This window comes from Mucilaginibacter terrenus, assembly GCF_003432065.1.
Taxonomy (GTDB): Bacteria; Bacteroidota; Bacteroidia; order Sphingobacteriales; family Sphingobacteriaceae; genus Mucilaginibacter; species Mucilaginibacter terrenus.
Window position 1 is genome coordinate 278,392 of the sequence record NZ_QWDE01000002.1, and the last position, 13,588, is coordinate 291,979.

The 13,588-nt window shown below is 44.3% G+C and carries 12 protein-coding genes; 5 read left to right on the top strand and 7 right to left on the bottom strand.

What is annotated here, in order from left to right; all coding sequences use genetic code 11:
- Positions 1 to 9 precede the first annotated feature (9 nt).
- Positions 10 to 1,206 (bottom strand): glycosyltransferase family 4 protein, encoded by a 1,197-nt coding sequence (locus DYU05_RS11835; protein WP_117383273.1) that lies wholly within the window; start codon positions 1,204 to 1,206, stop codon positions 10 to 12.
- Positions 1,207 to 1,268: 62 nt separating this feature from the next.
- On the bottom strand, positions 1,269 to 1,865 hold the full coding sequence (locus tag DYU05_RS11840) for a ribonuclease HII (RefSeq protein ID WP_117383275.1): 597 nt from the start codon (positions 1,863 to 1,865) through the stop codon (positions 1,269 to 1,271).
- A gap of 132 nt (positions 1,866 to 1,997) precedes the next feature.
- On the opposite strand from DYU05_RS11840, the gene DYU05_RS11845 reads away from it, so the two are divergent.
- On the top strand, positions 1,998 to 2,471 hold the full coding sequence (locus DYU05_RS11845) for a DUF4920 domain-containing protein (RefSeq protein ID WP_165852063.1): 474 nt from the start codon (positions 1,998 to 2,000) through the stop codon (positions 2,469 to 2,471).
- Positions 2,472 to 2,477: 6 nt separating this feature from the next.
- Here DYU05_RS11845 and DYU05_RS11850 read toward each other — a convergent pair whose 3' ends face one another.
- The gene (locus DYU05_RS11850; protein ID WP_117383279.1) at positions 2,478 to 3,155 is read right to left on the bottom strand and encodes a hypothetical protein; all 678 of its coding nucleotides are present in this window, start codon (positions 3,153 to 3,155) and stop codon (positions 2,478 to 2,480) included.
- 95 nt (positions 3,156 to 3,250) lie between these two features.
- A complete protein-coding gene (gene carB / locus DYU05_RS11855) occupies positions 3,251 to 6,070 on the bottom strand; it encodes a carbamoyl-phosphate synthase large subunit (RefSeq protein ID WP_117383988.1) in 2,820 nt (939 codons plus the stop codon).
- Positions 6,071 to 6,312: 242 nt separating this feature from the next.
- Between carB and DYU05_RS11860 the strand changes: the two genes are divergently transcribed.
- Positions 6,313 to 6,837, top strand: coding sequence for a hypothetical protein (locus DYU05_RS11860; RefSeq protein WP_117383281.1), 525 nt, complete (start codon positions 6,313 to 6,315; stop codon positions 6,835 to 6,837).
- Here DYU05_RS11860 and DYU05_RS11865 read toward each other — a convergent pair whose 3' ends face one another.
- The 3 genes from DYU05_RS11865 to panC all read right to left on the bottom strand — a co-directional run bounded on the left by DYU05_RS11865 (position 6,838) and on the right by panC (position 9,165).
- On the bottom strand, positions 6,838 to 7,809 hold the full coding sequence (locus DYU05_RS11865) for an energy transducer TonB (RefSeq protein ID WP_117383283.1): 972 nt from the start codon (positions 7,807 to 7,809) through the stop codon (positions 6,838 to 6,840).
- Between the two features lie 29 nt (positions 7,810 to 7,838).
- A complete protein-coding gene (panD, locus tag DYU05_RS11870) occupies positions 7,839 to 8,189 on the bottom strand; it encodes an aspartate 1-decarboxylase (RefSeq protein ID WP_117383285.1) in 351 nt (116 codons plus the stop codon).
- Positions 8,190 to 8,334: 145 nt separating this feature from the next.
- Positions 8,335 to 9,165: a pantoate--beta-alanine ligase gene (gene panC / locus DYU05_RS11875; RefSeq protein ID WP_117383288.1), complete on the bottom strand. Its 831-nt coding sequence runs from the start codon at positions 9,163 to 9,165 to the stop codon at positions 8,335 to 8,337.
- 144 nt (positions 9,166 to 9,309) lie between these two features.
- Here panC and DYU05_RS11880 point away from each other — a divergent pair, with 144 nt between their 5' ends.
- From DYU05_RS11880 to glmS, 3 genes are all read left to right on the top strand, one after another.
- Positions 9,310 to 10,134, top strand: coding sequence for a glycogen/starch synthase (locus DYU05_RS11880; protein WP_117383290.1), 825 nt, complete (start codon positions 9,310 to 9,312; stop codon positions 10,132 to 10,134).
- Positions 10,135 to 10,149: 15 nt separating this feature from the next.
- Positions 10,150 to 11,538 (top strand): DUF4270 domain-containing protein, encoded by a 1,389-nt coding sequence (locus tag DYU05_RS11885; RefSeq protein WP_165852064.1) that lies wholly within the window; start codon positions 10,150 to 10,152, stop codon positions 11,536 to 11,538.
- 110 nt (positions 11,539 to 11,648) lie between these two features.
- The gene (glmS, locus tag DYU05_RS11890) at positions 11,649 to 13,484 is read left to right on the top strand and encodes a glutamine--fructose-6-phosphate transaminase (isomerizing) (RefSeq protein ID WP_117383293.1); all 1,836 of its coding nucleotides are present in this window, start codon (positions 11,649 to 11,651) and stop codon (positions 13,482 to 13,484) included.
- The last annotated feature ends 104 nt before the right edge of the window (positions 13,485 to 13,588 follow it).

Consider the following 13,588-nt stretch of genomic DNA (forward strand, 5'->3'; position numbering starts at 1 on the left):
TTGCAGGCGTTAAATAACCGACTGGTAAAAAGCCACAAGGTCGCGGGTAACTTTGTTTACATCATGCTCCTGCTCTACCAGCTTTCGGGCGTTTTCGCCAATCTCACGGCAGTACCACTCGTCGGCTATGCAGCGTTTCAATGCATCATAAAATTCGCCGGCATTATTGGCTATAATAATGTTGTCGCCGTGGGCAAAGTTGATGCCTTCGGCCCCTATAGTGGTAGATATTATGCACTTTTTCATAGCCATCCCCTCAACAATCTTCACACGCATACCCCCGCCGGATAGCAAGGGCACAATCATGATAGATTTGCTGTTCACAAATTCGAGGGCGTCATCTACCTCGCCCTGTATAAACACTTTATCGGGTACATCATATTCGTCAAAGTCTTCTGGAATGCTGTTGCCTGCCACGTAAAATTTTACCTTCAGGTCACCATCTACAATCTCTTTGTGAAAGTTCTCGATGAACCATTCTATGCCTTCGCGATTGGGTAGCCAGTCCAGCGATCCTAAAAAGAAAAGGCTGGGGCACTCTGTTTTGTCCGGCTCGGGCTGGTATTTACCCATGTCTACGCCTATAGGAACCACGCAAAGCGGGATTTCAGCACCGAATGACTCCATTGCGTTTTTGTCCTCGCCCGTAAATACAGCTATGCCGTCAAACTGATTAAGCAGCTCCAGTTCATACTTTTTAACACGCCTGGCCAGCAGATTAAGGTACCATTTTTTAAAAGGGTCGTTTTTTTGATGTGCGAGCCGGTGCCATACCTGGTGTTCTATATTGTGTGCCCGGTAAATAAGTTTGGCTGTGGTGTTTTTGCGGATGGCAGCTACATAAGGCCCTACAAAAAGGCCTTCCAGCTGCACAACATCGTAGTGGTTGTCTTTTATATTTTGCAGCACCAGTTTTTCAAACCCGGCATCGTAATACTTATTGATATTATATGGGTTGCGGGTAAACAGGTTACTGAATACTTCAAGTACCGATATGTGGGTATCTATGCCGTATTCGGTATAGCTTATCTTGTTTAACAAGTCGTCGCGCTCGTGCTGCCTGCCGGAATGCTTTTTTACATTGATAGAAATAAGCGAAACTTCATGCCCCATGCTCACCAGGCCCTTTATGGTGTTACCCACCACAATAGGGTAGCCTCCATTCTGCGGGAACGGTACGCGGTGTGTTAAAATGAGGATCCTCAAGGTGGGTCGGCAATTGGTTCAGTCCAAATTTATCAATCCCTTTAGAGTTGGCAAAGCCGTAACTAAAAAATAGTTAGCTGAGGATCGGTAACGCGGAAAGTTTTACGATGATATGGCGTATGGCCTTTAGCCATTACAGTTTTGCGGTGATCTATAGTAGGGTAACCTTTGTTGCTGTGCCAGTTGTACTCCGGGTGCTCGGCAGCAATCTGCTTCATATAATCGTCGCGGTAAGTTTTGGCCAGTATAGATGCCGCTGCTATGCTAAAGTACTTACCGTCGCCCTCTACAATGCAGGCATGCGGCGTAGTGCCGTATTTGTTGAAACGGTTGCCGTCTATTATCAGGAACTGTGGGGTAAGGTGCAGTTTTTCTATAGCGCGGTGCATGGCAAGAAAGGATGCATTAAGAATGTTGATACGGTCAATCTCCTCATTATCGCACCATGCTACGGCATGAGCAACGGCATTCTGCTCAATTTCTATTCTTAACTGGTAACGCACTTCTTCGTTCAGCTGCTTGGAATCGTTAAGCAGGTGGTGATCAAAATCATCCGGCAGTATGACTGCAGCGGCGAAAACCGGCCCTGCAAGGCAGCCGCGCCCTGCCTCATCACATCCTGCTTCAATAAATTCGTGTTGGTACCTGGCTAATAACATCCCGCTCTATGCTCTCTCTTTTGGTGATACAAATATCCGCAATTATGTAATCAGGTCATAACACCTGTTGAAAAATAAACTATAAGTTTAAAACCTTGTCAAACCTTGAAACACAACAAGTGTTTAATGCATATGCGTGGAATAAAAGTGTTACTGGTTGGCGTACAGGTTTTAATAGCAGCAACGCTGTTTGCTCAAAAACCACCTCCGTTACCGCATGGTATGGTGTTTGGCATCAAGCCTGCCGGTATAGGGCCAACTAACGCTACTACCATTGAAAGCGACATGCAACGGAAGACACGCGTTACCGCTGCGCTTAGGGGCAGAATAATTAAAGTGACCAAACCAAAGGGCGGATGGTTTGAGATGGATGGCGGTAACGGCCGTATAATACAGGCACACTTTAAAGATTACAACATCTTACTACCAACTGCCTTGCGTGGCCGCATTGTAATTATACAGGGTGTAGCGCTAAAGCAGTTTATTGCAGATGATCTGCAGCACTTTGCTGGCGATACCGTTTCCGGCAAAAAACAACATAAGGTAAATACCAGCGCCAGCCACCGCATTAATTTTGAGGTGACCGGTTTAATAGTGGATGAATAGCCGCTATTACTTGTTCATTAAAAACACCGGCTCCAGGTGCAGATGTGCTGTGAACAGATCTTTAACCTTTTGAGAGATCTCAGTCCGGCTTACGGTAGAAGCGTCGCGGCGACATTTCAGATGATGCTCGCGAGCAATCTTCTCAGCAAGGTCACCGATGGTTTTCACCTTAAGTTCTTTTCCGAAGCGGCCAGCCAGCCTAAGCCCGGCAATTGATATCACCATACCTATAAACGCAATTGTTGAGCTGATGAAGAACAATCCTAAGGAAGCTACCAACAGCAGTGCAAAGCTCCAGGTGATCCATGGTTTTGGCTGTAGCAGGTTCATGTGGAAACCCAGATCGTTCTCGATATCGGCAACTACTTCAATGCGGTTATCTCTTGGAAAAAGCTCGCAAAGCTTTGTTTGCGGTTTAATCAGGTATTTTTCCGTTGGATTTTTGGCGTTAATGGCGTTACGCAGTTTGTAAAATGCCTGCTGCGTAGTACAGCCGGTATGTGCCTGTTTCACTTTTGAGGTTACCAGCTCGCAAAGCGAATTGAAAGTGCTGATGTTCTTCAGCTCGGAATCTTCGAATTTGATATCGAAAGACGCCTCTATCTGGTGCAGTACGCCTTGTATATCGGCCGGGTCAAAATCGTTAAGATTAATAACCGGCGTTGTTTTTAAATTAAGCTTCAATTACGTTCAAACTAAGTTCAACCATGCTTTATTGCGCTAATTTATTGCGCAATAAAGCGGATAAATTTTAAACTCGCAAAAATTGAATTCAAAAATTATTTACTCAAGTACATCGATTTTTCTTTATACAGGTGCCTGAAATATGGGTCCTGCAAATCGGGGATGAAACGGATGGCCTCACCTGTTGATTTCATTTCAGGGCCAAGTTCCTTGTTTACTTCCGGGAATTTATCAAACGAAAACACGGGTTCTTTTATTGCATATCCCTTAAGCTTGCGCTCTATGGTAAAGTCTTTCAGTTTATTAACGCCAAGCATCACTTTAGCCGCAATGTTGATGTAAGGCACATCGTAAGCTTTAGCAATGAAAGGCACCGTACGCGAAGCCCGCGGGTTGGCTTCTATCACGTAAACCTTGTCCTCCTTAATAGCAAACTGGATGTTTAGCAAGCCTCTTACATTAAGTGCACGGGCAATTTTCTCAGTATATTCCTCTATCTGGCTGATCACGTTTTCGCTCAAATCGAACGGCGGTAGTACCGCGAATGAGTCGCCAGAGTGTATACCAGCCGGCTCAATGTGTTCCATCATGCCAATAATGTGCACATCTTCACCGTCGTGTATGGAGTCTGACTCGGCTTCGGCAGCACGGTCAAGGAAGTGGTCAATCAGCACGCGGTTACCCGGTAGATTTTTAAGCAAATTTACCACCGCTTTTTCCAGGTCCTCATCGTTTATCACAATGCTCATGCCCTGTCCGCCTAACACGTAGCTAGGACGAACCAATACAGGGTATCCAACTTCATGTGCAACTTCCAATGCTTCTTCAGCGCTCTCGGCTACACCATATTTCGGATAAGGAATGCCAAGGTCTTTTAGCAGGTCACTGAAACGGCCGCGGTCTTCCGCGATATCCATGTTGTTAAAGTCGGTACCTATAATTCGGATGCCGTGCTCATGAAGCTTTTCGGCCATCTTAAGCGCGGTTTGCCCACCCAACTGAACAATGACACCATAAGGCTGCTCCAGGTCGATGATCTCGCGAACATGTTCCCAGAAAACCGGCTCAAAGTATAGCTTATCAGCCATGTTGAAGTCGGTAGATACCGTCTCAGGGTTACAGTTGATCATGATCGCCTCAAAACCGCTTTCTTTAGCAGCCAGCAAGCCGTGCACACAGCTGTAATCGAACTCTATACCCTGGCCTATACGGTTAGGGCCCGAACCCAGAACGATGATCTTTTTCTTATCAGATACCACAGATTCGTTCTCGCCTTCGTAAGTTGAGTAGAAATATGGCGTTTTCGCAGGGAACTCAGCCGCACATGTGTCAACCATTTTGTAAACCCTGCGGATACCAAGTGCTTTGCGGCGCTGATAAACTTCTTCTTCGGTGGTAGAGTTGCCCAGTATGTAGGCTATCTGCACGTCAGAGAAACCTTTTTGTTTTAGCGTGTATAAGAACTCTTCAGGAACGTTGTTAAGCGAGTAGCGGCGCAGTTCATTCTCCAGGTTCACGATGTCCTGAATCTGGTTCAGGAACCAGCGGTCGATCTTGGTGACCTTGCGGATAGACTCCATTGGCACACCCAGGCTCATAGCATCATAGATGTGGAACAGCCTGTCCCAGCTTGGGTGCTCCAGGCTGTGCATAATCTCGTCCAGGTTGCGGCTTTGGCGGCCGTCGGCACCAAGGCCGGCGCGGCCAATTTCAAGGCTCTGGCAGGCTTTCTGCAAGGCCTCTATAAAGCTGCGGCCGATACCCATAACCTCACCAACAGATTTCATCTGCAGGCCAAGCTCGCGGTTAGCTCCTTTAAATTTATCAAAGTTCCAGCGTGGAACTTTTACGATCACGTAATCCAGCGTTGGCTCAAAGTAAGCCGAGGTGGTTTTGGTGATCTGGTTTTCTATTTCGTCCAGATTGTAGCCTATAGCCAGCTTTGCAGCAATTTTAGCGATAGGGTAACCAGTAGCTTTAGACGCCAATGCGGATGAACGCGATACACGCGGGTTGATCTCGATAGCGATGATGCTTTCGTCAGCCGGGTTTACCGAGAACTGTACGTTACAGCCTCCCGCGAAGTTGCCAATGGCGCGCATCATCTTGATGGCCTGGTTGCGCATCTGCTGGTAGCAGCGGTCACTCAGGGTCATAGCAGGTGCAACAGTAATCGAGTCGCCGGTGTGGATACCCATCGGGTCAAAGTTCTCGATAGAGCAGATGATGATTACGTTATCACGATTATCACGCAAAAGCTCCAGCTCGTATTCTTTCCAGCCTAAAACAGCCTGTTCTACCAATACCTCATGGGTAGGGGAAGCCTGCAGGCCGCGGCTTAAGGCAGCATCAAATTCTTCTTTTTTGTGCACGAAACCGGCGCCTTTACCACCAAGTGTATAGCTTGGGCGGATAACCAGCGGGAAACCAATTTCCTGAGCGGCTTCTTTACCTTCCAGGAAAGAATTGGCTATTTTTGATTTGGCAACACCAACGCCAATATCTACCATCAGCTGGCGGAAAGCTTCGCGGTTTTCTGTTTTTTCAATAGCGGCAACGTCAACACCTACCACTTTAATACCATATTTTTCCCATATACCGCGTTCAGATGCTTCTATACACAAGTTTAATGCTGTTTGGCCACCCATTGTAGGCAGTACGGCATCAATTTGTTGTTCCTGAAGTATCTGTTCCAAGCTTTCGCAGGTAAGCGGAAGGAGGTAAACATGATCGGCGATAACTTTATCCGTCATGATAGTAGCAGGGTTGCTATTAATGATGGATACAGAAATGCCTTCGTCTTTTAAGGATAGGGCTGCTTGTGAGCCGGCGTAATCAAATTCGCAGGCTTGGCCAATAATAATAGGGCCGGAGCCAATGATCAGAACGGATTTGATGGAGGTATCTTTGGGCATAGGACTTTTTAAGTCAAAAAGTTTAAAGTCAAAAAAGTTAAAAACCGGCTTTCGCCATTTAACAAAACCTATGTGCTGAAAGAAGATATTTCCGACTTCAGCGTCGGGGTGCAAAGATAGTAATTTAGAGGTATTTGAAATTTTAATTTTTTAATTTAACACAACAAGCCTCTTTGCTACCGATATTGCAATATAAAGCAACTATCGTTTAAGCGTTATGCCTATAAACTATTAACCATGTTATGAAAAAAATTCTACTCTCTTCAGTTGTTGTGATGCTGGTTTTTATTCGCTGCGGTACTGTGCAGTCCATAATCAAATCAAGTTTTCCATATACTGCTACTTTGGTGGTTCCGGCAAGTTCAGCCACCGGTACTAACCTTAACGCGATAAGCGAAGGCTCCAGCTTCGATCAGAATTTTGTGAAGGATGGTAATAATGGCGGCAGGATCAGCAACGTCCGCATTGTATCTGCAAAGATCACGGCTGTTGTTCCGTCAGACTTTAATATTGGCAACCTGATTTCTGCAAGGGTTTACATGGCCAAAGCAAACGGAGCGGATGAGGTGCTTGTTGGCTCGAGAACTGATATAGGCCCGAACTCCGGAAGTAGTATTGTCTTAGATATTGACAATAGCAATATGCTTGATGAACTGATGCGCGAAAAGAAGGTGCGCATACGCATGGCTTATGTATTACGCAACAGAATTAGCCTTGATGCCAGTTTGAGAATAGTGCTGGGTATAGCCGCTGATCCTGCGAGGTAGTTACTGTAATCTGAAACTTATTGGCACAGTGTAATTAACTCTTATGGGTTTACCGTACATTGTTCCCGGGGTCCAGAGCGGGGAGATTTTCATCACACGAACAGCTTCTTCATCGAGTCCTTTACCTGCTGATTTATTTACTTTGATATCTGTCAGTCTTCCATCTCTTTCCACAACAAAGCCTAACACAACCACGCCCTGTATATTATTACGCCGTTCTGTCTCAGGGTATCTCATTGTGCGGACGAGAAACTGTCCAAAGCCAGATTCACCTTTCGTAAATCTGGGAAAGGTCATTCTGCTGTCTTTATAGTCAGACATGGTGCCCGTACTGTCTACAACAATGCCTTTAACAAGTTTGCCATTTTTATACAGCTCTTCAAACGTTAGTTTCTGCTCCAAAGACTTGCCTTTCCATATGCTATCCCTTAACCCAGCTTTTATCCAGCCTTCCTCGTTTACATACTTAAACTTGTCATCGTAGCCTTTGTAATATCCGTTACCGTCAGCTACTCCGCCGTTACCCAACGAGTCGGAACTTGTCGTAATTTTATAGCCATTCTTGAATGTGGTGTCTTTTTTTTCGGGATCGGGGTAAGTCAGGGCCCAGTAAAGCCTGCCATTTGGATAGTATTCAAAAGCGTCTCCAGATAGACGTCCCTGTTTATAACTTAGGGTGTTTTTACGGCGGCCGTTTTCATAAAAAGCAACTGTTTGCCCCTCGTACCAGGGTGGGTCAATTTTGGTCGATTTGCCTATAAGCTTTGGTTTGCCGCTTTTATAAAATTCGGTAACATTATACAAAACGGAACCAGAATCGGGCATTTTAACAACACGGATGTAATCGGCACTGTCTAAAACCTCTAGGTACCGCCCTTTATTGGTAAGAAAATAAACGTTTTTTGGTTCTTCTTTTTGTGCAAACGCAGATAGCGACAAGCAAAAAAGCAGGAGGGTGAAAACAGATCTCATTAGGTAAGAGGTGCATTAATGCACCTAAATTACTTAATAAGTTTGTTATTATTATCCGGGAAAATTAAAATTGGTTCATAGTTGCGGGCTTCTGCCGCTTCCATGTAAGCGTATGACATAATTATAACTATATCGCCAACCTGTGCTAACCGGGCGGTTGCTCCGTTAAGACAAACTGTACCGCTGCCGCGTTCGCCTTTTATGACGTAGGTTTCAAAACGGGCACCGTTGTTATTGTTAACAATCTGCACCTTTTCGTTTGGGATGATATTCGCCGCTTCTATCAGGTCCTCATCAATGGTGATGCTGCCTACATAATTAAGCTCTGCCTGAGTAACTTTAACCCGGTGAAGTTTCGATTTTAATATCTCGATGATCATAATTATTCGTCATCTGTCAATAATCCTACCAACAAAATAATGGATGTGGTACAATCGGCTAATAATGACGGTGCAAAGATACAAGTATTTCTGAGAGCTTACTTACCAGCCATTAAGACAGCTTTATGCCAAAGCGTCAAAGATTTTATTTGATCAGAACGTTATCTATCAGGCGTGTTTTCCCCACCTTAGCTGCTGTAAGCGCAACTATAGTTTCGGATTGCTCATCTGCAGGCAGCAAGGTTTTACCGTCAGCAATCTCAAAGTAATCGGGTTCTACACCGGGTTCGGCCTGCAGCATGTCAATTGCATCTTCTTCCAATTTCGCAATTGATGATATGTTAAAGTTCTGCTTAACCCAGTTAAGCGCTTTTGAAAGTACCAGGGAGTGCTTACGGTCATCTGCAGTAAGGTGAATATTGCGGGAGCTCATCGCCAGGCCATCGGGCTCACGCTCTATGGGGCACATCACCATCTTAACAGGCATGTTCAGTAATTCTACCATGCGCGATACCACCATGAACTGCTGATAGTCTTTCTGGCCCATATAAAGGCTTGTTGGCTTAATGATGTCAAGCAGCTTATACACCACTTGTGTTACCCCCTGGTAATGCCCGGGGCGGAACTCGCCCTCCAGTAAAAACTCCAGCTGCCCAATATTTAAATGCCAATGCTCATTATTTTCATACATCTCGCTAACGGGCGGATTAAAAAGAATATCGCAGTTGGCTGCTTCGAGTTTGCGAATATCTGCTTCAATTGGCCGCGGGTACTTTTCTAAGTCACTTGGGTCATTAAACTGCGTAGGGTTAACAAATATGCTGCAGATAACAACATCATTGTCAGTCTTAGCCTGGTTGATAAGTGAAATGTGGCCCTCGTGAAGAGCCCCCATTGTAGGTACAAAACCTGACCGTATATTGCCTAAAGCGGCTATATACTGCTGTACATCTTGCTTGGTGGAAAATATTTTCAACGTAATAAATACAAGAGGGCAAAGGTGTGTAATTGAACAAAAATTACCAAATGGCCTTGCAATATAGATTGTTACTTGTTATAATAATGCTTATATTTGCAAACTCAAATTTTTTGACTTCTTTAAATTAATTCTGATTCAGTGATGGGTAAATCTAAGCTTTTGTTCATAACTCATGAAATGTCCCCTTTCCTCGAACTCACAAAAATTGCCGAAATAACACGCCAGCTTCCACAAGCCATGCAGGATAAAGGATTCGAAATCCGTATTCTTATGCCGCGTTTTGGTAATATCAACGAGAGAAGGAATCGTTTGCATGAAGTTATCCGCTTATCGGGTATGAACATTATCATCAACGATAATGACAACCCCCTTATCATCAAAGTGGCTTCTATACCTGCTGCACGCATGCAGGTTTACTTTTTAGATAACGAAGAGTACTTTCAGCGCAAGCACGTGTTTACCGATAAGGACGGAAAGTTCTATGCAGATAACGACGAACGCATGATCTTCTTCTGCAAGGGTGCGCTTGAGACCGTTAAAAAGTTAGGCTGGGCGCCTGATGTGGTACACTGCCATGGATGGATGAGCGCGCTGGTGCCTGCATACCTTAAAACAACTTACAAAGACGATCCTACTTTTAAACACTCCAAGGTTGTTTACTCTATCTATGAGAACGACTTTAAAGATGCTATGAACCCTGAGTTTGCACAGAAAGCAGTTATGGGTGATATGACAGAGGCTAATACTGAGCTATACAAACCGGCAACTAACTCCGCTATGTATGCAGGTGCTATCCAGTACAGCGATGGTATTGTTTTGGCCAGCGAGAACATTGATGCAGATGTGTTAAATAATGTTAAAAACAGCAATAAATCGGTAATGGAATTCGTTTCCACATCAGATTACGAAAATTATTACAATTTTTACGACGAAATAACCAATGACGAATTGGTGCACGTTGCATAAGCTTTAATGTTATATATGAAATTTTCTAAATTAGGCTTATTAACCCTGTTAATAAGTCTTTTTATTTTGAATAGCTGTAAAAACCAGGATGGTATTGGTTTAGGGGTTGATGAGAACAACCAGCTTAACGGTACTTTATTTGCTGACACAAATATTACCCTTAATACAGTTCCCGAAGATTCTGTTGTTACTAATGGTCTTTTTAGAACTCCACTGTCTTATTTTAAAGATCCGGAGTTTGGTGTTACAGAATCAAACATTGCTGCTCAGCTAAGTTTGCCCGGTGGATCTGCATATACACTTCCAACAGGTGCACTTACAATTGACTCAGCTATTTTGGTACTCCCATATGCGGCTAACGGCTTTTACGGTGATTCCCTGGCATCTAAGTTTAAGATCAACGTTCATCAACTGAATGAAAAGTATGTTTCCACTACCTACTATAACAATAAGCAGTGGGATTATAATTCATCTGTGTTGGGTACAAAATCGTTTATTGCACGTTCACACGATACGCTGAAGATATTTAACATAGTAAAAGGAGCTAAGGATACGCTGATAAAAGTTGTGCCGCAAGTGCGCATACCTATTGCATCAAGTTTTATTGATAGCTATCTTTTTACCGAAGCTCCTCCGGCATACAGGGCAAGCAACCTTGGTTTTCAGAGTGCTGTTAAAGGTTTATATCTTACGCTGGATAAAACAGGCACTACAGGACCTGGAGGCAATCTTATGTTTACATTAGATTCGGCGAAGATTAACATTTATTATAGAGCTGTAAGCGGAACTACAACAGATACATCTGTTGTTACCTTACCAGTACAAGCCGGTACGCATATGGCCTCAATAAAGCATACTTACAGTGCAAAAGTACAGGCAGCACTTAATAGTACATCAACTGACGGATTGGTGTACTTGCAGGGATTAGCAGGGCTTCGCGCTAAAGTTGCCTTTCCCGAAATTCAAAAAACATTCGCTTCCCTGGGTTCAGACGTTGTGATTAACCGTGCCGAGTTAGTAGTTAGTGCATTGCCCGGTTCTGGAGTGCCTTATGCCCCGGCACCAAGGCTTACCATGTATAAATACGATTTAGCAAAACAACGCGTTCGTCTTCAGGATGCAGCTACAAGCGACCCGCGCGGCGTTAACGGTCCATCGTATTTTGACGGTTTTTACAATAAGAAGAACAACGAATATCACTTTTTAGTAACTGCGTTTGTACAAGACCTTATACGGGGCAAAACAGTAGATTACGGTACGTTTATAGCTCCGGTAAACCCGGTCACAGCAACAACTATTGACATATCGCCTACGGCAACTTACGCCGAGCGTACCGTCACTCCTGGAAAAAACTCTCCTTATCGCATCAAGCTTAACATTATCTACACTAAGATAAACCAATAGGCTTTTTGCAACATAATTAGCAAAGTCAATGTTATTTAGTACATAACATTGACTTTGTTGCGTTATTACGGGTATAATTATATTAGCTATTCACATCTAAACTTAAAAAAATGTGCGGAATTGTTGGTTACATAGGCTTTCGTGATGCTTATCCTATTATTATAAAAGGCCTGCACAGGTTAGAGTACAGGGGTTATGACAGCGCAGGTATTGCTCTTGCAGAAAAGGGGCTGAAAGTTTATAAAAAGGCAGGGAAGGTAAGTGACCTGGAAGATTTCGTTAAAGGAATTACCTTTACTGCTACCGCAGGGATGGGCCACACCCGTTGGGCCACACACGGCCCGCCAAGCGACCGCAACTCGCACCCGCACTCATCCGGTGATCGTAAGCTGACTATTATACACAATGGGATTATAGAAAATTACGGGGTTATTAAAGAAGCCCTGCTGGCTAAGGGACATGTTTTTAAAAGCGATACAGATACAGAGGTGTTGATACACCTGGTAGAAGATATACAAAAAAGCACTGGTCTTGACCTAAATGAAGCTGTGCGGCTGGCATTGAACCGCGTGGTTGGCGCTTACGCTATCGTTGTAATGAGTGCTGACAGGCCGGATGAGCTAATTGCTGCACGCAAGGGTAGCCCAATGGTAATAGGAGTTGGCAAAGGAGAATACTTGATAGCATCTGATGCAACACCTATAGTTGAGTATACCAAAAACGTCATCTATTTAAATGATAATGAAATAGCTTATATAAAACGCGATGACCTGCTGATCAAGAACATTGATAATACCGTACAAACCCCTTATATACAAGAGTTATCTTTAAAGCTGGAAATGCTGGAGAAAGGCGGCTACGACCACTTCATGATGAAGGAGATATACGAGCAGCCGCGGTCTATACGTGATTGCCTGCGTGGGCGTATATACCCGGGCAGGGGAGAGGTACAGCTTGGCGGTATAAAGGAGTACGCGGATAAGCTGAGAAATGTTGACCGTATAATCATTGTTGCTTGCGGTACATCCTGGCATGCCGGACTTGTTGGTGAATACTTGATAGAAGAGTTCGCACGTGTTCCGGTAGAAGTTGAGTATGCTTCGGAGTTCAGGTACCGTAACCCCATCATCACATCTAAGGACCTTGTAATCGCAATATCGCAGTCAGGCGAAACTGCTGATACCATGGCTGCAATTGAACTTGCTAAAGAAAGAGGTGCCACTATCTTTGGTATTTGTAATGTAGTGGGGGCATCTATACCGAGGCTTACACATGCCGGGGTATACACTCACGCAGGACCAGAAATTGGTGTAGCATCTACCAAGGCGTTTACTGCGCAGGTGTCGGTATTAACGCTTATGGCTTTTTACATTGCACAGCAACGAGGAACCATTACACGCAACAAGTCTGTAGAGTATCTTACAGAACTAAATGAGATACCTGATCTGGTGGAACGCGCACTGAAAGCTAACGATCAGGTGATAGCTATTGCCGAAAGATTTAAAGATTCTCCAAACTGTTTATTTTTGGGCAGGGGTAGTTCCTTCCCCGTTGCGTTGGAGGGCGCTTTAAAGCTCAAGGAGATATCTTACATACATGCGGAAGGTTATCCCGCTGCGGAGATGAAACATGGCCCTATCGCGTTAATTGATGCCGATATGCCGGTGATCTTTATCGCTACAAAGAATTCTTCTTACGAAAAAGTAGTAAGCAACATACAGGAAGTAAAAGCACGTGGCGGCCACGTAATAGCTATTGTATCCGAAGGCGACACAGACGTAAAGGAAATGGCAGAATACGTGATTGAAATACCGCAAACCAGCGAAACGTTTGTGCCTTTACTGGCTACAATTCCGCTGCAGTTGCTTGCTTATCATATAGCAGTAATGCGCGGCTGTAACGTTGACCAGCCACGTAATCTCGCAAAATCGGTAACGGTAGAATAGTTAGCCAAAACGGAACGATAGTTGTTTATCTACAGGATAGATAAACTAAACTGTTATGGCTACTAAAACAAAGAAGGACCCATGCTAGTCAGGCTACAAAAAAG